Origin of the sequence: Streptomyces sp. SID5910, from assembly GCF_009862125.1 — a bacterium.
GTDB lineage: Bacteria > Actinomycetota > Actinomycetes > Streptomycetales > Streptomycetaceae > Streptomyces.
Map to the genome: position 1 here is coordinate 1 of NZ_WWHX01000550.1, position 16,510 is coordinate 16,510.

At 73.4% G+C, this 16,510-nt stretch carries 15 protein-coding genes and 2 pseudogenes; 8 read left to right on the forward strand and 9 right to left on the reverse strand.

The features are described from left to right. A pseudogene (locus tag GTW67_RS19045) lies at positions 1-412 on the reverse strand (glycosyl hydrolase family 18 protein); the annotation flags it as partial. Between the two features lie 358 nt (positions 413-770). Here GTW67_RS19045 and GTW67_RS19050 point away from each other — a divergent pair. Next, positions 771-1,943, forward strand: coding sequence for an acyl-CoA dehydrogenase (locus tag GTW67_RS19050; RefSeq protein WP_161166024.1), 1,173 nt, complete (start codon positions 771-773; stop codon positions 1,941-1,943). Here GTW67_RS19050 and GTW67_RS19055 read toward each other — a convergent pair. Both GTW67_RS19055 and GTW67_RS19060 read right to left on the reverse strand, forming a co-directional pair. Further along, a complete protein-coding gene (locus GTW67_RS19055) occupies positions 1,906-2,187 on the reverse strand; it encodes a hypothetical protein (RefSeq protein ID WP_161166025.1) in 282 nt (93 codons plus the stop codon). The two genes, GTW67_RS19050 and GTW67_RS19055, sit on opposite strands and share 38 nt — an antisense overlap. A gap of 186 nt (positions 2,188-2,373) precedes the next feature. Continuing rightward, positions 2,374-2,811, reverse strand: a complete 438-nt coding sequence (locus GTW67_RS19060; protein WP_161166026.1) for a hypothetical protein — start codon at positions 2,809-2,811, stop codon at positions 2,374-2,376. A 267-nt stretch (positions 2,812-3,078) separates the two neighbouring features. Between GTW67_RS19060 and GTW67_RS19065 the strand changes: the two genes are divergently transcribed. From GTW67_RS19065 to fxsA, 4 genes are all read left to right on the forward strand, one after another. After that, complete coding sequence (locus GTW67_RS19065; RefSeq protein WP_006136660.1) at positions 3,079-3,519, forward strand: Lrp/AsnC family transcriptional regulator; 441 nt, start codon at positions 3,079-3,081, stop codon at positions 3,517-3,519. Positions 3,520-3,597: 78 nt separating this feature from the next. Further along, positions 3,598-5,217: an amidohydrolase gene (locus GTW67_RS19070; RefSeq protein WP_161166027.1), complete on the forward strand. Its 1,620-nt coding sequence runs from the start codon at positions 3,598-3,600 to the stop codon at positions 5,215-5,217. Positions 5,218-5,741: 524 nt separating this feature from the next. Further along, entirely contained in the window at positions 5,742-6,716 is a 975-nt protein-coding gene (locus GTW67_RS19075; RefSeq protein ID WP_346010690.1) for a polyprenol monophosphomannose synthase, read from the forward strand. A gap of 46 nt (positions 6,717-6,762) precedes the next feature. Continuing rightward, positions 6,763-7,335, forward strand: coding sequence for an FxsA family membrane protein (gene fxsA, locus GTW67_RS19080; RefSeq protein ID WP_161166028.1), 573 nt, complete (start codon positions 6,763-6,765; stop codon positions 7,333-7,335). Between the two features lie 115 nt (positions 7,336-7,450). Here the strand turns inward: fxsA and GTW67_RS19085 are convergent, their stop codons facing one another. From GTW67_RS19085 to yczE, 4 genes are all read right to left on the reverse strand, one after another. Further along, the gene (locus GTW67_RS19085) at positions 7,451-7,825 is read right to left on the reverse strand and encodes an RNA polymerase-binding protein RbpA (protein ID WP_003977404.1); all 375 of its coding nucleotides are present in this window, start codon (positions 7,823-7,825) and stop codon (positions 7,451-7,453) included. A 278-nt stretch (positions 7,826-8,103) separates the two neighbouring features. Then, a complete protein-coding gene (locus GTW67_RS19090; protein ID WP_161166029.1) occupies positions 8,104-9,450 on the reverse strand; it encodes an MFS transporter in 1,347 nt (448 codons plus the stop codon). Between the two features lie 64 nt (positions 9,451-9,514). Beyond that, positions 9,515-10,282, reverse strand: coding sequence for a glycerophosphodiester phosphodiesterase family protein (locus tag GTW67_RS19095; protein ID WP_161166030.1), 768 nt, complete (start codon positions 10,280-10,282; stop codon positions 9,515-9,517). Further along, positions 10,279-10,941, reverse strand: a complete 663-nt coding sequence (gene yczE, locus GTW67_RS19100) for a membrane protein YczE (protein ID WP_161166031.1) — start codon at positions 10,939-10,941, stop codon at positions 10,279-10,281. The genes GTW67_RS19095 and yczE overlap by 4 nt, the downstream gene beginning before the upstream one ends. 101 nt (positions 10,942-11,042) lie before the next feature. Between yczE and GTW67_RS19105 the strand changes: the two genes are divergently transcribed. Continuing rightward, complete coding sequence (locus GTW67_RS19105) at positions 11,043-12,542, forward strand: SCO1417 family PLP biosynthesis transcription factor (RefSeq protein ID WP_161166032.1); 1,500 nt, start codon at positions 11,043-11,045, stop codon at positions 12,540-12,542. 100 nt (positions 12,543-12,642) lie between these two features. Here the strand turns inward: GTW67_RS19105 and GTW67_RS19110 are convergent, their stop codons facing one another. Continuing rightward, positions 12,643-14,520, reverse strand: a complete 1,878-nt coding sequence (locus tag GTW67_RS19110) for a hypothetical protein (protein WP_161166033.1) — start codon at positions 14,518-14,520, stop codon at positions 12,643-12,645. Between the two features lie 49 nt (positions 14,521-14,569). Beyond that, on the reverse strand, positions 14,570-14,764 hold the full coding sequence (locus tag GTW67_RS19115) for a hypothetical protein (protein WP_161166034.1): 195 nt from the start codon (positions 14,762-14,764) through the stop codon (positions 14,570-14,572). Positions 14,765-15,076: 312 nt separating this feature from the next. Between GTW67_RS19115 and GTW67_RS19120 the strand changes: the two genes are divergently transcribed. Both GTW67_RS19120 and GTW67_RS19125 read left to right on the forward strand, forming a co-directional pair. Beyond that, positions 15,077-15,469 carry an ankyrin repeat domain-containing protein gene (locus tag GTW67_RS19120; protein WP_161166035.1) on the forward strand — a complete coding sequence of 131 codons (393 nt, stop codon included), beginning with the start codon at positions 15,077-15,079 and terminating at the stop codon, positions 15,467-15,469. A gap of 322 nt (positions 15,470-15,791) precedes the next feature. Next, a pseudogene (locus GTW67_RS19125) lies at positions 15,792-16,510 on the forward strand (HEAT repeat domain-containing protein); the annotation flags it as partial.

Here is a 16,510-nt window from a genome sequence, read left to right on the forward strand (position 1 = left end):
GCAGCTGGTTGAAGTTGCCGCGCAGCGGCTGGTCCCAGGTGTCGGCGGCGCCGTCGACGGACTCCGCCGCGGTGTACGCCCGGTCGGTGGCCGCGTAGGCGTCGCCCATGGCGCACTTGCCGCCGGTGACGTTGCCGAACGCGTAGTTGATGTGGGTGAGCTTGGCGCCCGAGCCGGACGTCTCGATGTTCTTGACGTAGTACTTGCGGTCGTAGGTGCCCCATTCGGTGAAGTAGCCGACGACCTTGGAGCCGGCCGCTGCCTGTGCGGCGGGGGCCGCCGGCGCTGCCGTGGCGCCGCCCGTGGCCGTCGCGGCGCTCGCGCCGGCGAGCAGCCCGGCGCCGAGAGCGGCGGTGCACAGGGCGGACAGGAGCGCCCGGAAGGGGGCGCGGGGGAGGTGCGGGACGTGCATCGGGTGTCTCCTCGTGGGGGGAAGAGAGAACGCTCGCCGATTGGCATGAACGCAGTAAGCGCGCTCGGCCGTCACCGTAGGAGGACTAGACCAGTGCGGTCAATGGTTCGGACCAAATGGCCCCCACGGACGGGGGGGTTCGAGGCTCCGTGACCTGGCCGGAGATTTCTTGAAGTAAGCGGTCGTTAACTGGTGACTCCATACGTCCGATCGGGCATACTCACAGCGCACAGCCGCTGGTCAGCCGCTTCCGCGACCCGGGAGTGCGAGCATCGGCCAGGCCCGAACGACCAGGCGGCGCCGCCTCCACCCAAGGCGCACGTCCGCCGATGTGCCCGACAGGGAGGAGAGCGTCGCCATGCCCGACCGCGCCCCGCAGCCGGTGGACCGGCAACTGCCCACGGACGAGGCACGGGATCTGATCTCGCTCGTCCGCGACATCGCGCAGCGTGAGATCGCCCCGAGCGCGGCCGAGGAGGAGGACGCCGGACGCTTCCCGCGCGAGGTCTTCACCCTGCTCTCCGACTCCGGCCTCCTCGGCCTGCCCTACGACGCCGAGTACGGCGGCGGCGAGCAGCCCTACGAGGTCTACCTCCAGGTCCTGGAGGAACTCGCCGCGGCCCGGCTCACCGTCGGCCTCGGCGTCAGCGTGCACACCCTCGCCTCCTACGCGCTCGCCGCCTACGGCACCAAGGAGCAGCAGGTCGAGCACCTGCCCGCGATGCTCGGCGGCGGCCTGCTCGGCGCCTACTGCCTCTCCGAACCCGCCTCCGGCTCGGACGCCGCCTCCCTGCGCACCAAGGCCGTGCGCGACGGCGACAGCTGGGTGCTCACCGGCACCAAGGCGTGGATCACCCACGGCGGCATCGCCGACTTCTACACCGTCATGGCCCGCACGGGCGTCGACGGCCCGCGCGGCATCACCGCCTTCCTGGTCCCCGGCGACGCCGAGGGGCTGAGCGTCGCGGTGCCGGAGAAGAAGATGGGCCTCAAGGGCTCGCCCACCGCCCAGGTCCACCTCGACGGCGTGCGGGTCCCCGACGCGCGGCGGCTCGGCGAGGAGGGGCAGGGCTTCGCGATCGCCCTCTCCGCGCTCGACTCCGGGCGGCTCGGCATCGCCGCCTGCGCGATCGGCGTGGCCCAGGCGGCCCTGGACGAGGCGGTCTCCTACGCGGCCGAGCGGCGCCAGTTCGGCAAGCCGATCTCCGACTTCCAGGGGCTGCGCTTCATGCTCGCCGACATGGCCACCCAGGTCGAGGCCGGCCGCGCGCTGTACCTGACGGCGGCACGGCTGCGCGACGCCGGACTGCCGTTCGCCAAGCAGGCCGCCATGGCCAAGCTCTTCTGCACCGACACGGCGATGCGGGTCACCACCGACGCCGTGCAGGTCCTCGGCGGCTACGGCTACACCGCGGACTTCCCGGCCGAGCGCTACATGCGCGAGGCGAAGGTGCTCCAGATCGTCGAGGGCACCAACCAGATCCAGCGGATGGTCATCGCCCGTCACCTCGCGGGGCCCGAGGAACGCTGAAGGTGCCGGTGACACTGAAGTCACCGGTCGCCACGACGTCGCCGAGCCCGCGCGGGGGCTCGGCGAGCCTGACCCACTCCGGGTCGTCCCGCCCCGGCAGGGTGCGGCCGCGGTCGGCCCAGGTCCGCATCAACTCGCGGTAGATCGGCGGGTCCGGGGGCTGCGGAGCCGGTGGCACCTGTCCCGTCGGTACCGGCACGAACACGCGGCGCCGGCTCCCGGTCGCCGAGTACGTGGGAGTCATGCCAGGGCAACGCGGCGCGGCGCGGTCAGGTCACCGGCCCGCGGAATCGGGCGTGCGTTCACGGGTTCGCCGCCCCGTTCACGGGACCTCGTGGCACACCTGTCCGCGCCACGGCGGTCTGCGTGCCGTGGCGCGGAAGGAAGCGTGCGAGAAGCGGCGCCCCGGGCTGCCCCGGGACGCGGTCGCTCAGGCGGCCGCGCGCCGCATCGTCGGCACGCGCATCGGGCGCGAGCCCGGGCCGCCGACGTGGGAGAAGGGCTGGGTCCGCCAGTCGAGACCGTGCGGCAGCGTCAACAGCAGGGCGGTGTCCTGCTCGTGGGGCCGGGAGGACTCGTCCGCGGGACGCGCCTCGGTGGCCCTGCGTCCGGTGCCCGCGCAGACGGTCAGCCCGAACGGGTTCCACGGCGAGGCGCACAGCGCGTGCTCCGGCAGCACCTCCTCGTCCGCCAGCAGGGCGATGGGCTGCGCGCAGTCCGGGCAGATCACCCGGTACATCTCGAAGGTGTCGTAGGCGTCGAGTTCCTCGTCGTCGAAGGCGTCGGGATCGACGCCCTCCGGCACGGATTCGACGACGGGCTGCTGCCGCTTGGGCGCGGTACGGCCAGGGCGCTTAAGACTCTGCATGGGATTCTCCCCCTCGGGCTGGGCCGTGACGGCACTGCGGTCTCGGCCACAGCAAGCACTTCCCGTCCGCCCTCACGGGTAATCACGAGAACATCACGGAGACGGACCGGAAGGTGTGGTGTTGGTCACATGCCGCTCGCAGGTGCCCGGTGCGGTGGTTTTGTCCCCGCCGTGCCGACCGTCGGACGCCGCCCACATCACGAACCGGGCATGACCTGGGCCGCTCAGGTATCCGTGGAGATCAAGCGCACTGTAGGTTCTTGCGCCATGGAGGAGCTGGACCGACAGATCGTGCAGCTGCTCGTCAAGGACGGGCGGATGAGCTACACAGACCTGGGCAAGGCCACGGGCCTGTCCACGTCGGCCGTGCACCAGCGGGTGCGGCGGCTGGAACAGCGTGGCGTCATCCGCGGATACGCCGCGGTCGTCGACCCGGAGGCCGTCGGGCTCCCGATGACCGCCTTCATCTCCGTGAAACCGTTCGACCCCAGCGCGCCCGACGACATCGCCGACCGGCTGGCCGGGGTCCCCGAGATCGAGGCCTGCCACAGCGTGGCGGGCGACGAGAACTACATCCTCAAGGTGCGTGTGGCCACCCCGCACGAGCTGGAGGAACTGCTCGCCCGGGTGCGCTCCCTGGCCGGCGTCTCGACCCGGACCACCGTGGTCCTCTCGACGCCCTACGAGGCCCGCCCGCCCCGGATCTGACCCCACCCGGACGCCCTGGCCCCGCGCGGCGCCGACCTGCGTGCGGGCCGCCCGGCGCGAGGGGCGAGACTGGTGTCCATGAGTCAGTCCACCACCCCGCCCGCCACCGTCCTGCTGCGCCGCGGCGAGGTCCACAGTCCCGCCGACCCCTTCGCGACGGCCATGGTCGTCGAGCGCGGCCAGGTCGCCTGGGTCGGCTCCGAGGGCGCCGCGGACGCCTTCGCGGACGGCGTGGACGAGGTGATCGACCTGGACGGCGCGCTGGTCACCCCGGCGTTCACCGACGCACACGTGCACACCACGTCCACCGGCCTCGCCCTCACCGGCCTCGACCTGTCCGGCGCCCCCACCCGCGAGGCCGCCCTCGCCCTCGTCCGGGACTTCGCCGCCGCCCGCCCCGGCGACCGGGTCCTGCTCGGACACGGCTGGGACGCCTCCCGCTGGCCCGAGGCCCTGCCCCCGACCCGCGCGGAACTGGACGAGGCCACCGGCGGCCGGCCCCTCTACCTCAGCCGTATCGACGTCCACTCCGCGGTCGTCACCACCGCGCTGCTCGACCTGGTCCCCGGCGACGTCGCCCGTACGGACGGCCCGCTCACCGCCGGCGACCACCACGCCGCGCGCGCCACCGCGCTGGGCGCCCTCACCCCCGCCCAGCGCACCGAGGCCCAGCGCGCCGCCCTCGCGCACGCCGCCTCTCTCGGCATCGGAAGCGTTCACGAGTGCGCAGGCCCGGAGATCTCCTCCGAGGACGACCTCACCGGACTGCTGCGCCTCGCCGCCGCGGGAGACGGGCCGCGCGTGATCGGCTACTGGGCCGAACAGGACGTCGACAAGGCGCGGGAGCTGGGCGCGGTCGGCGCCGCCGGCGACCTCTTCGTCGACGGCGCCCTCGGCTCGGGCACCGCCTGCCTGCACGAGCCGTACGCCGACGCCGCCCACACCGACGCCGCCCACACCGGCACCGCCTACCTGGACGCCGCCGACATCGCCGCGCACGTCGTCGCCTGCACCGAGGCGGGCCTCCAGGCGGGCTTCCACGCCATCGGCGACGCCGCCGTGACCGCCGTCGTGGAGGGCGTGCGCGCCGCCGCCGAGAAGGTCGGTTTCGCCCGCGTCCGCGCCGCCCGCCACCGCGTCGAACACGCCGAGATGCTCACCCCGGAGACCGTCGCGGCCTTCGCCGAGCTGGGCCTGACCGCCTCCGTGCAGCCCGCCTTCGACGCGCTGTGGGGCGGCGAGGACGGCATGTACGCCCAGCGGCTGGGCGCCGAGCGGGCCCGCACCCTCAACCCCTTCGCGGCCCTGCTGCGCGCCGGTGTCCCGCTCGCCTTCGGCTCCGACAGCCCGGTCACCCCCCTCGACCCGTGGGGCACCGTCCGCGCCGCGGCCTTCCACCGCACCCCGGAGCACCGCGTCTCGGTGCGAGCCGCCTTCACCGCGCATACGCGCGGCGGCTGGCGGGCGATCGGCCGGGACGACGCGGGCGTCCTGGTGCCGGGTGCGCCCGCGGACTACGCCGTCTGGCGCACCGGCGAGCTGGTGGTCCAGGCCCCCGACGACCGGGTCGCGCGCTGGTCGACGGACCCGCGCTCCGGCACCCCCGGCCTGCCCGACCTCACCCCGGGCCGGGACCTGCCGGTCTGCCTGCGCACCGTGGTGGGCGGCCGGACGGTCTTCGTACGGCCGGGCGAGTGATCTCCACGGCCGACGGGGCGGTGATCTTCAGGCCCGCACACACCGGGCCGCCGCCGCGCTGACCTGGGCATTGGTACGAAAACCGCAGGTCGAACGACTGTTGACAGGCGACGGCGGAGGGCCGGTAGGTTCGGCGGAGTCCACCACCGGACGCCCGACCGGGAAACCTCCGCGCACTCGCCGCGGCGCCGCTGCGTCAGGGACGGTGTGCCGCACCGGCGCACCGCCACTGGGAGCCAGGCTCAGCGCTCGCGCCACGGCGGGGGAACGATACGGCCGGTCGGGAGGTGTGACCCGGGTGGGGCCCGGGCGCTCAGTAGACAACGGCTTTCGGTCGACCCGCAGCCAGCGGGCCCCAGGTCGGCCCGAAGGGCGCCGGGCCCCCATCCGCCGCGGAACGGTCCGAAACGCGCATCCCTACCCACGTTCTGTGGCGCCGACACCACCAATCGAACGTCCTGTCACGTCATCGCAGGCCGCGGCCACTATGGTGGACCTCTGCGTACGGACATGAAGGGGCAGCAGTGAACGACGGCGACGGGACGCTCGCGGCAGCGGACCAAGGGAGGCGGTTCGGCCCCCTGGGCACGGCCCTGGTGATCATCCCGACCTACAACGAGGCGGAGAACATCAAGGCGATCGTCGGGCGCGTGCGCGAGGCGGTCCCCGAGGCCCACGTGCTCGTGGCCGACGACAACAGCCCCGACGGCACCGGCAAGCTCGCCGACGAACTGGCCGCCGGGGACGACCACGTCCAGGTCCTGCACCGCAAGGGCAAGGAGGGGCTGGGCGCCGCCTACCTCGCGGGCTTCCGCTGGGGCCTGGAGCACGGGTACGGCGTACTGGTCGAGATGGACGCCGACGGCTCCCACCAGCCCGAGGAGCTTCCCCGGCTGCTGACCGCGCTCAAGGGCGCCGACCTGGTGCTCGGCTCCCGCTGGGTGCCCGGCGGCCGAGTGGTGAACTGGCCCAGGTCCCGGGAGTTCATCTCCCGCGGCGGCAGCATGTACTCGCGCCTGGCGCTCGACCTGCCGCTGCGCGACATCACGGGCGGCTACCGCGCCTTCCGCCGGGAGACCCTGGAGGGGCTCGGCCTGGACGAGGTCGCCTCGCAGGGCTACTGCTTCCAGGTCGACCTGGCCCGCCGGGCGGTCAAGGCCGGCTACCACGTCGTCGAGGTGCCCATCACGTTCGTCGAGCGCGAACTCGGCGACTCCAAGATGAGCCGCGACATCCTCGTGGAGGCCCTGTGGCGGGTCACCACGTGGGGCGTGGGGGAGAGGGTCGGCAAGGTCCTCGGCCGCGACAAGACCCCAGACAGGCCCGAGAAGGCCGCCGGCAGGCCCGAGAAGGCCGCTGACGGGCCCGACGAGCCCGCCGACAAGCCCGGCGGACCCGCCGACCGGCCGGTTGACGAGCCGGGCGGCCAGGGCGCCGATGCCGGGCCGGCCGGGGAGAGCGCTCCGGCACAGCCGTCCGCGCCGGACGAGAAGGCCTGATCATCCCCTTATCCCGCGCTGAGCCGGGCCCAGGCACACTGGGGGTATGACGACAGGCGCTCAGACCCCCAGGCCCCCCGCCCGGCCCCGGCGCTCCCGGCTGCGCACGTATCTGCCGCTGGGCCTGGCCGCCTGGCTCGTGCTGGAGATCTGGCTGCTGACCGTGGTCGCGGGCGCGTCGAGCGGCTGGGTGGTCTTCCTGATCCTGGTCGCCGGCGTGGTGCTCGGCTCCGTGGTCATCAAGCGGGCCGGCCGCCGGGCCTTCCGCGACCTCACCGAGACGCTGCAACAGCAGCAGCCCGGCGCGACGCCGGGGCCCCGAGCCAACAGCGAGGGCAACGGGCTGACGATGCTGGGCGGCCTGCTCCTGATGATCCCCGGCATGATCTCGGACGCGCTGGGACTGCTCCTCCTGCTGCCCCCGGTCCAGAAGGCCGTGAGCCGGTACACGCAGCGGACCTTCGAGCGGAAGCTCGGCGAAGCCCGCTCGGGCACCCTGGGTGACGCCTTCCGCCAGGCCCGCATGCACCGCCCGGACGGCAAGGTCGTCCAGGGCGAGGTGATCCGGGACGAGCCGGGCGACGCCCCACAGGACCCCCGCCCGCCGCTGACGCGCTGAGCGGGCCGCACCCGGCGAGGGCGCCCATGACAAAGCGCGGGCGCCGTACGTGAAACCACGTACGGCGCCCGCGATCGCTTGCTTCGCTGAAAGCCCGGCTCAGCCCCCGCAGGGACTACGCACTCTTGCGGCTGTCCCGCGGATGAACCGCGATGTTCATCGCGCCGGAGCGCAGAACGGCCAGTCGCTCCTCGAGGACCTCTTCGAGTTCCTCGCGGGTGCGCCGCTCCATCAGCATGTCCCAGTGCGTACGCGCGGGCTTGGCCTTCTTCTCCTCAGGGCCGTCGCCATCCACCAGGAGTGCCTGGGCCCCGCAGACCTTGCACTCCCACTCCGGCGGGATCTCCGCCTCGACCGAGAAGGGCATCTCGAATCGATGTCCCTTCTCGCATGCGTACTCCACGGCCTGGCGCGGGGCCAGGTCGATGCCGCGGTCCGTCTCGTAGCTGGTCACCACGAGGCGCGTGCCGCGAAGAGCTCGCTCACTCATGAATCGTGCCTCCCGGGCTTGTCGCCCACAGGACAGGTGTCGCTGTCGTCGTCATCCGGTCAACGTCCGGGCGGCGGTAAAGATTCCCGTCCGGAGTCCCCGTTCCGGGCCCTGCGTCGCCGTCGCAGCCGCAGCCTTGCAACCAGTGCAGTACCCGCCGACGTCCGGTTTGTCACCTCTGTCACCAGATGCGACATAGCGTTTCGGCACCTTTGACGCGCAGTAACGGTACGCCTGGCAGGCCAAACGCGTACACTACAGCCCTTTCGTGTCGAGTGCTAAATCCTTTCGGGTACCGGGTTGCCCGCGTCGCCGATCGCACGCCGGACCGGTACCCGCGCGAGCAGGACGAAACCGATGACGAAGAACGCCACCAGCGAGATGATCGCGTCCCGGTAGCTCCCGGTCAGCTGGTAGGTGAGCCCGAACAGCAGCGGCCCGAGCCAGCTCATGCCGCGGTCGCTCATCTCGTACGCGGAGAAGTACTCGGCCTCCTTGCCGGGCGGGACCAGGTGCGAGAAGAGCGAGCGGGACAGCGCCTGGCTGCCGCCGAGGACGAGGCCGATGCCCGCCGCCAGCACGAAGAACCACGCCGGCACCCCGGCCGGCAGGAAGTACCCGGCCGCGAGCGTCACCGTCCAGGCGACCAGTGATCCGAGGATCGTGCGCTTGGCGCCGTACGTCCGGGCCAGCCGGCCCAGCGCCAGCGCGCCCACCACCGCCAGCACCTGGACCAGCAGCACGGCCACGATGAGCGTGGACTGCCCGAGTCCCAGCTCCTCGGAGCCGTAGACCGAGGCCTGGGAGATCACCGTCTGGATGCCGTCGTTGTAGACCAGATAGGCCAGCAGGAAGGCCAGGGTCAGCGGGCGGCGGCGCATGTCGCGGACGGTCGCCGCCAGCTGCCGGAAGCCGGGCAGGGCCCCCTCCCGGGCGGGGACGCGGCGGTCGCGCAGCCGCCGCAGCGGTATGAGCGCGAAGGCCCCCCACCACAGCCCGGCCGAGGCGAGGCAGACGCGGACCGCCGCGCTCTCGCTCAGCCCGAAGGAGTCGTGGGCGGTGTAGAGGATCAGGTTCGCGACCAGGACCAGCGATCCGGACGCGTAGCCGAAGGCCCAGCCGCGCGAGGAGACCGCGTCGCGTTCCTCGGGCGGCGCGATCTGCGGCAGGTAGGAGTTGTAGAGCATCATCGCCACCGACTGCGCGGCGTTCGCGACGATCAGCAGCAGGCCGCCCAGCAGATAGCGGTCGCCGTCGAGGAAGAACATGGCGGCCGTCGCCGCCGCCCCGGTGTACGCGGCGGCCCCGAGCAGCGGCTTCTTGCGGCCCGTGCGGTCGGCGGCTGCGCCCACCACAGGCATCACCAGCACTGCCACGATCACCGACAGGGACACCGAGTACGCGAAGAAGGACCCGGAACGCACCGGAATGCCCAGGGGGTGCACATAGCCGTCCGCGTCCGCCGCCGACTCGGCGACCGACGTCAGATAGGGCCCCAGGAACACGGTGAGCACGCTCGTCGAGTAGACCGAGCACGCCCAGTCGTAGAAGTACCAGCCGCGCTGCTCGCGCCGCCGGTCGGCCGCCCCGTCGGCCTCGTCCGTCCGCACGGTGTCGATGCCCACCCGTGCCCTCGCTTCCCCGTGAACGCGCGCCGCCGCCGGTGCCCCGGCCACGGGTCCCGGAGGGTCAGACCCAGACGCCGCGGTCCTCCATGACCTTGCGCAGTGTGTCGATGTGATCGGTCATGATGCCATCCACTCCCAGGTCCAGGAGCCGGTGCATACGGGCCGGATCGTTCACCGTCCACACGTGCACCTGGAGCCCGCGCGCGTGGGCGGCGCGCACGAACCGGTGGTCCACCACCGGGATGCCCGACTGGGCCTCGGGCACCTGCGCGGCCACCGCCGAGCGGCGCGGCGCGGCCGGCACGCCCCAGGAGCGCAGCCGCAGGCCGAGCACCCCCCGGGTGCCGTACGAGGTCGCCAGGCGCGGTCCGGCCAGCCGCTGCGCGCGCACGACCCGGGCCTCGGAGAACGAGCCGACGCAGATCCGGTCCCAGGCGTCCCTCCGCCGGACCAGCTCCAGGAGGGGCCGCAGAGCCGGCTCCGCCTTCACGTCGATGTTCCAGCGCACCTCGGGGAAGGTCTCCAGCAGCTCCTCGAAGAGGGGCACCGGCTCCTCGCCCGCCACGCGCGCGCGGCCCACCTCCTCCCAGGGCAGGTCGGCGATCCGGCCGGCCCCGTCCGTGACCCGGTCCAGGGTCGCGTCGTGGAAGGCGACGAGCTTGCCGTCCCGCGTGGCGTGGACGTCCGTCTCGATGTACCGGTAGCCCGCCTCGACCGCGCGCCGGAACTGGCGCAGCGTGTTCTCCAGGCCGTCCGCGGCACCGCCCCGGTGGGCGAAGGCGATCGGGCCGGGATGGTCGAGGTACGGGTGGCGTATCGGGGTGGTCACCGCCGCAGTATCGCGCGCGGGGGCTGAGCCGAGGCAACCACGGTGCTGCCTTCCGGCGCCGCCGGCACGGCGAACACCCGCAGGAAGACCTGGGCGAGCGGTCCGATCGACAGGGCGTACAGCAGGGTGCCGACGCCGACCGTGCCGCCGAGGACGAAGCCCGTCGCCACGACGGTGACCTCCAGGACCGTGCGCACCAGCCGCACCGACAGGCCCGTGCGCCGGTTCAGGCCCGTCATCAGGCCGTCCCGCGGACCCGGACCGAACCGGGCCGCGATGTACAGCCCGGTCGCCGCGCCGTTCAGGACGATCCCGGCCGTCATCATGGCGATCCGCAGCGTCCAGCCGTGGGCGTCGGGCACCACGGCCAGTGTGGCGTCCATCGCGGCGCCGATCACCAGCACGTTGGAGACCGTGCCCAGGCCCGGCCGCTGACGCAGCGGGATCCACAGCAGCAGCACGGCCGCGCCCACGAGGGTCAGCACCACGCCCATGGACAGGCCCGTGCGCTCGGCGAGGCCCTGGTGCAGCACGTTCCACGGCTCCAGGCCGAGCCCGGACCTGACCAGCAGCGCCGAGCTCGCGCCGTAGAGCACGAGACCGCCGTAGAGCTGTGTCAGTCGCCGCGTGAGATGACCGTGCCCGGATCGACTGGACAAGACGTCCCCCCTGTGTGGTGGTAGTGGCCTGCTGCATGACACCCTGTGGCGTGAGAAGCAGGGCCAACCATGGCCAATTCGGGGAAGGTGGACTGATTTCCATGGCACAGTGGACCTCGGCCGTGGGGGCGGCCCAGCTCGCCCGGCTGCTCGGCTCCCAGCAGGACCGCCCGGCAGGACCCGGCACCCGCCGCCCGCCCGCCTACCGCGCGCTCGCCGACGGCATCCGGCTGCTCGTCCTCGAAGGCCGGGTGCCGGTCGCTGCCCGGCTGCCCGCCGAACGCGAGCTGGCCCTCGCCCTGACCGTCAGCCGCACCACGGTCGCCGCCGCCTACGAGGCCCTGCGCGCCGAGGGCTTCCTGGAGTCCCGCCGCGGTGCCGGCAGCTGGACCGCCGTACCGGCAGGGAACCCGCTGCCCGCGCGCGGCCTGGAGCCCCTGCCGCCCGAGGCCCTCGGCTCGATGATCGACCTCGGCTGCGCGGCGCTGCCCGCGCCCGAACCCTGGCTCACCCGCGCGGTGCAGGGCGCCCTGGAGGAGCTGCCGCCCTACGCGCACACCCACGGCGACTACCCGGCCGGGCTGCCCGCGCTGCGGTCGATGATCGCCGAGCGCTACACCGCGCGCGGCATCCCGACCATGCCCGAGCAGATCATGGTGACCACCGGCGCCATGGGCGCCATCGACGCGATCTGCCACCTCTTCGGGGGACGCGGCGAGCGCATCGCCGTCGAGTCGCCGTCGTACGCCAACATCCTCCAGCTCATGCGGGAGGCCGGGGCGCGGCTGGTCCCCGTCGCGATGGCCGAGGGCCTCACCGGCTGGGACGTGGACCGCTGGCGGCAGGTGCTGCGCGAGGCCGCGCCCCGCATCGCCTACGTCGTCGCCGACTTCCACAACCCCACCGGCGCGCTCGCCGACGACGACCAGCGACGGCGGCTGGTGGACGCGGCCCGGTCGGCCGGCACCGTCCTCGTCGCCGACGAGACGATGAGCGAGCTGTGGCTGGAGGACGACGTCGAGATGCCGCGCCCCGTGTGCGCCTTCGACCCGGCCGGCTCCACGGTCGTCACCGTCGGCTCCGCCAGCAAGGCCTTCTGGGCCGGCATGCGCATCGGCTGGGTCCGCGCCGCCCCCGACGTGATCCGCAGCCTGGTCGCCGCGCGCGCCTACGCCGACCTGGGCACGCCGGTGCTGGAGCAGCTGGCGGTGAACTGGCTGTTCAGCACGGGCGGCTGGGAGCAGGCGGTGCGGATGCGCCGCGAGCAGGCCCGGCAGAACCGGGACGAGCTGGTGGCGGCGGTGCGGCGCGAGCTGCCGGACTGGGAGTTCGAGGTGCCGCGCGGCGGCCTCACCCTGTGGGTGCGCTCCGGCGGGCTCTCGGGCTCGCGGCTCGCCGAGGCGGGGGAGCGGGTCGGGGTGCGGGTGCCGTCCGGGCCGAGGTTCGGGGTCGACGGGGCGTTCGAGGGATACGTCCGGCTGCCGTTCACCGTCGGCGGGCCGGTGGCCGAGGAGGCGGCCGCACGGCTGGCCGCGGCGGCCCGGCTGGTGGAGAAGGGCGGCGCCGGCGGGAGCGAGGCGCCCCGGACCTTCGTGGCCTAGCCGGGACGCGCCGCACCCCCGGCGGGGACTCGCCGGGGGCGTGGGGGTGCCGGCTTGTGGCCCGGCCGGGCGGGGTGACACCTGACGGCCGGGCCGCGGGTCAGGTCGTCTCCGCCGCGACGGCCTTGGCGGGGGCGGCCTCCACGGCGACGGCCTCGGCGGGAACCGGGTCCGCGGTGGTCGGTCCGGCCGGTGCCTTCTCGGTGCGGGGAGCCTCGACGGTGGCCCTGTCCGCTGCGGCGGCGGCCGGCTCGGGTTCGGGGTCCGGCTTGTCGGAGGTGTCCTCGGTGTCGTCGGCGTTCTTGGTGTCCTCGGTGCCGTCGGTCTCCTCGGGCGCGGACCGGGGCTCCAGCCTTGCCGTGCCCTCGGTGGCGACGGTCCGGGTCTCGACCGGAGTGCCCTGCGTCTTGATCAGGATCGTGTGCGGCCTGGCCTTCGCGGGCACGGACGCCTGCTCACCGTCGGCGGGCGTCGTGCGCGGCGGCAGCAGCTCGAGGACCGCCTGCCGCTGCGCGTCGCTCGTCGCGTCGTCGTAGGGGTCAGGCGTGGCCGGCACCTGGAGCCGGTGCACCGGGCCCGTGCCGAGGCGGGCGTAGCCGCGGCCGGGCGGCACCTGGTCGACGGGCGTCGTGTGCGGGGCGGCGCCCAGCACGGCCGTCAGCTCGTCGGCCGTGGCCGGACCGAGCACCACCCGCGCGCGCGTGTGCTGCCGTACGGCGTCGACCAGGCCGTCCAGCGCGTCCAGCTGATCGGCGACGACCACCGTCACGTGCGCCGCCCGGCCGTGCCGCAGCGGGATCTGGAGGAGGGACTGGGGATCCCGGCGGCCGTCCGCCGCGGCGAGGTGCGTGAACGCGCTCGGCCGGTCCACGAGGACCCACAGGGGCCGTCGGGTGTCGTCGGGCGCCGGCTTGCCTTCCTGCCGGGCCCGGTTGACGGCGATCAGCCTGCGCTCCGTCTCGTGGGCGGCCCACTCCAGGCTGGTCAGCGCCCCGGCGAGGCCGCACTCGACGGCCAGGACGCCGTCGCGTCCGGTGAGACAGGCGTACTCGCCGGTGCCGCCGCCGTCCACGATGACCAGGTCGCCGTGGTGCAGGGCCTGGAGGGCGATCGAGCGCAGCAGGGTGGAGGTGCCGGTGCCCGGCTGCCCGAGGACCAGCAGATGCGGCTCGGTGGAGCGGATGCCCGTGCGCCAGACGACCGGCGGCACGTCCCGCTGCTCCTCGCCGTGGGTGAGCGGCAGGGTGCGCTGCACGCGCGTCGGGTCGGTGAAGCCGAGGACCGTCTCGCCCGGTGCCGTCACGAACCGCTGGGCGGCGATGTCGGTGGGCAGCGGCGGGAGCACGGCGACGGTGAGGTGGTTGGCCTCCTCGTCCCACGTGTAGTGGTACTCGCGGCCCCGGCCGGCCTTCGCGGTGAGCAGGTGCTCGATCCGCGCCCGGGACTGCGCCTCCCCGTCGGTGAAGTACGCCGGGTAGCGGATCACCAGTTCGGTGATGCGGCCGGTGCCGTCGAACTCGTGCGCCGGGAACGCCTTCTCCCACGCGCCGCCGTGGACGTAGAGCGGATCCGGGTCCTCGGCCTTCGAGAAGTACGGGACCAGCGCCTCGTAGAGCGACTTGAGGCGCTGGATCTGCGCGTCGTCGGGGCCCTGGGGCCCCGGCGGCGTGCGGTCCCTGCCCTGCCACGCCGCCGCCGTCATCAGGGCGATGACGGCGAGCAGCGGGCCGTACGGCGCCAGCGCCACCACCAGGACCACGGAGGCCACCAGGAACAGCAGCGCGCCGCGCCGGTCCTTGGGGGTCTCGGTCCATCTGCGCCGGGCGGCCGAGGCCAGCCGGCGCAGACCGCGGCCGATCGTGATGAGCGGCTGGAGGACGTCCGTGGCGCTGTCGGCCGCCGTCCGGGCCAGCTCCCGGCTCCGGGCGAGCTGTGCGCCGCCGTTGCTCAGAATGCGGGGGAGGGGCCGCCGGGCCACTGCTGCCTCCTGGGAGTGCGTACGTGCGGGTTTCGGGCGGGCCGAGCCGTCAGAACTTGATTCCGCCGAGCAGGCCCGCCAGGCTCTCGCCGCCCGCTCTGATGCTCGGGGCGATGGCCGTGCTGGCGAGGTAGAAGCCGAACAGGACCGCGACCAGCGCGTGCGAGGCCTTGAGGCCGTCCTTGCGGAAGAAGATGAAGACGACGATGCCGAGCAGGACCACGCCTGAGATCGAGAGGATCATGTGAGTTCTCCTGGTTCGCGGGGACAGTCACCATGAGTACTTCCAGGATCACAGGATGTATCCATACGATTAAAGGTGCAAATGGAGGAATTTTCATGAATTTGCCCCGTGTGGCGGAGCGGTCCCCGGTCCGGCCGCGCGCGGGGGTTGCGCCCGGCCGGGTCCGTGACGATCTTTGCCTCGGGCGCGTCCGCTCATGTGCGGCGCGAGCCAGTACCCTGGCGATTCACTCGTACGGCCGCACCGCTCGCGGCCGTGCGCACACGCAGTCCCCGACGTACGTACGTCCGTGAGTGAGAGGTGGTCCGGCCCATGAGTGAAGCCCCCGACCCCGAGGTCGTGGAGCTGGCGACCAAGATCTTCGATCTGGCCCGGCAGGGGCGGACCGAGGAGCTGGTGGCCTATGTGGACGCCGGTGTTCCGGCCAACCTCACCAACGACCGGGGTGACTCCCTCGTCATGCTCGCCGCCTACCACGGCCACGCCGACGCGGTCCGCGAGCTGCTGGCCCGCGGCGCCGATGCGGACCGGATCAACGACCGCGGCCAGACCCCGCTCGCCGGTGCCGCCTTCAAGGGGGAGACGGCCGTGACCAAGGCCCTCCTGGAGGCCGGTGCGGATCCGTCCGCGGGCACTCCGTCGGCGGTCGACACGGCGCGGATGTTCGCCCGGACCGAGCTGCTGGAGCTGTTCGGGGTCGCGTGATCCCTGGTCGATCCATCCCTGGCGCACCACGCTGACCAGGGGAAACACAACAAACGGGGGAGGCGGTACGGGGCCGCCGAAATTTCGGTCGCGGCAGATGTGACCGCCGGGTCATCATGACGACGTGGTTCACGGGCGTGATGGCTGGGCAGGTGTTGCCGCACCGCGCGGGCCGTGACGCGGCCCGCATGGGCCACCGACGAGAGGCAGAGAAACATGGTTCACGGCAAGCAAGAGACGGCGGGCGCCCCGACGTGTTGTCACGCGGCCAGGTAATGCGTGGTTCCCGGTTGCGTCGACGCTTGATGTGAGGCTGTTTCCCATGTTCGATCCGGTCATAGCGCCCAGCGGTACCCTGCTCGGCCTGCTGCAACGGGGTCGCGGCGACGGCACGCTGCACGCGCTCACCGCCCCGCGCGCCGAGGCGCTCGCGGCGCTGAACCACTGCGTGCTGCGCGATCCCCGCCACGACTGGCAGGTGGAGAACCGCTCCCTCTACTACGCCCGCCTCTACCTCGACCTGAACGGCGAGCTGGACGCGATCGAGACCCACCTCTTCGACCCCGAGGACGTCCTCGACTCCGACGAGTCACGCACCGGACTGGCCCTCGCCGTCCTCGGCCACCTCGCCTCCTACGGCAGGCTCGACGCGCTCCAGCTGCTGCGCCGGTACGCGGCCCACGGCGTCAACTGGGCCTGGGCCCTGGACGAGCTGGCCCTGCGCGACGACGACGCGGGGCTGCGCGCCCTCGCCGCGCCCGTGCTGGCCCGCTTCCCGCGCGATCCCGAGGGCGACGCCGAACTGGCCGCCGCCGTGCGCGACGCGTTCGAGCCCAGGCCCTGGCGCCTGTGGGCGGAGGACGCCCGCGAATCGATCGCCACGCGCGTGCGTGCCGCCCACGAGACGGGCTGCTTCGACCGCTGGCAGCGGCAGATGAGTCCCAGCGGGCCGCGCCCGGGCTGGAGCGTCCGGGCGGTGTTCGAGTGGGCCCAGCAGGGCGTCGAGCGCGGCGCCGCGCTCCACGTCCCCGCCGCCCGCTA

Bases quoted from the DNA above. Each gene is read 5' to 3' on its own strand.
- GTW67_RS19105 (WP_161166032.1), top strand. From the start codon at position 11,043: ATGGCACAGTGGACCTCGGCCGTGGGGGCGGCCCAGCTCGCCCGGCTG.
- GTW67_RS19065 (WP_006136660.1), top strand. From the start codon at position 3,079: ATGGAGGAGCTGGACCGACAGATCGTGCAGCTGCTCGTCAAGGACGGG.
- GTW67_RS19055 (WP_161166025.1), bottom strand. From the start codon at position 2,187: ATGACTCCCACGTACTCGGCGACCGGGAGCCGGCGCCGCGTGTTCGTG.
- GTW67_RS19050 (WP_161166024.1), top strand. From the start codon at position 771: ATGCCCGACCGCGCCCCGCAGCCGGTGGACCGGCAACTGCCCACGGAC.
- fxsA (WP_161166028.1), top strand. From the start codon at position 6,763: ATGACGACAGGCGCTCAGACCCCCAGGCCCCCCGCCCGGCCCCGGCGC.
- GTW67_RS19115 (WP_161166034.1), bottom strand. From the start codon at position 14,764: ATGATCCTCTCGATCTCAGGCGTGGTCCTGCTCGGCATCGTCGTCTTC.
- GTW67_RS19070 (WP_161166027.1), top strand. From the start codon at position 3,598: ATGAGTCAGTCCACCACCCCGCCCGCCACCGTCCTGCTGCGCCGCGGC.
- GTW67_RS19120 (WP_161166035.1), top strand. From the start codon at position 15,077: ATGAGTGAAGCCCCCGACCCCGAGGTCGTGGAGCTGGCGACCAAGATC.
- GTW67_RS19060 (WP_161166026.1), bottom strand. From the start codon at position 2,811: ATGCAGAGTCTTAAGCGCCCTGGCCGTACCGCGCCCAAGCGGCAGCAG.
- GTW67_RS19085 (WP_003977404.1), bottom strand. From the start codon at position 7,825: ATGAGTGAGCGAGCTCTTCGCGGCACGCGCCTCGTGGTGACCAGCTAC.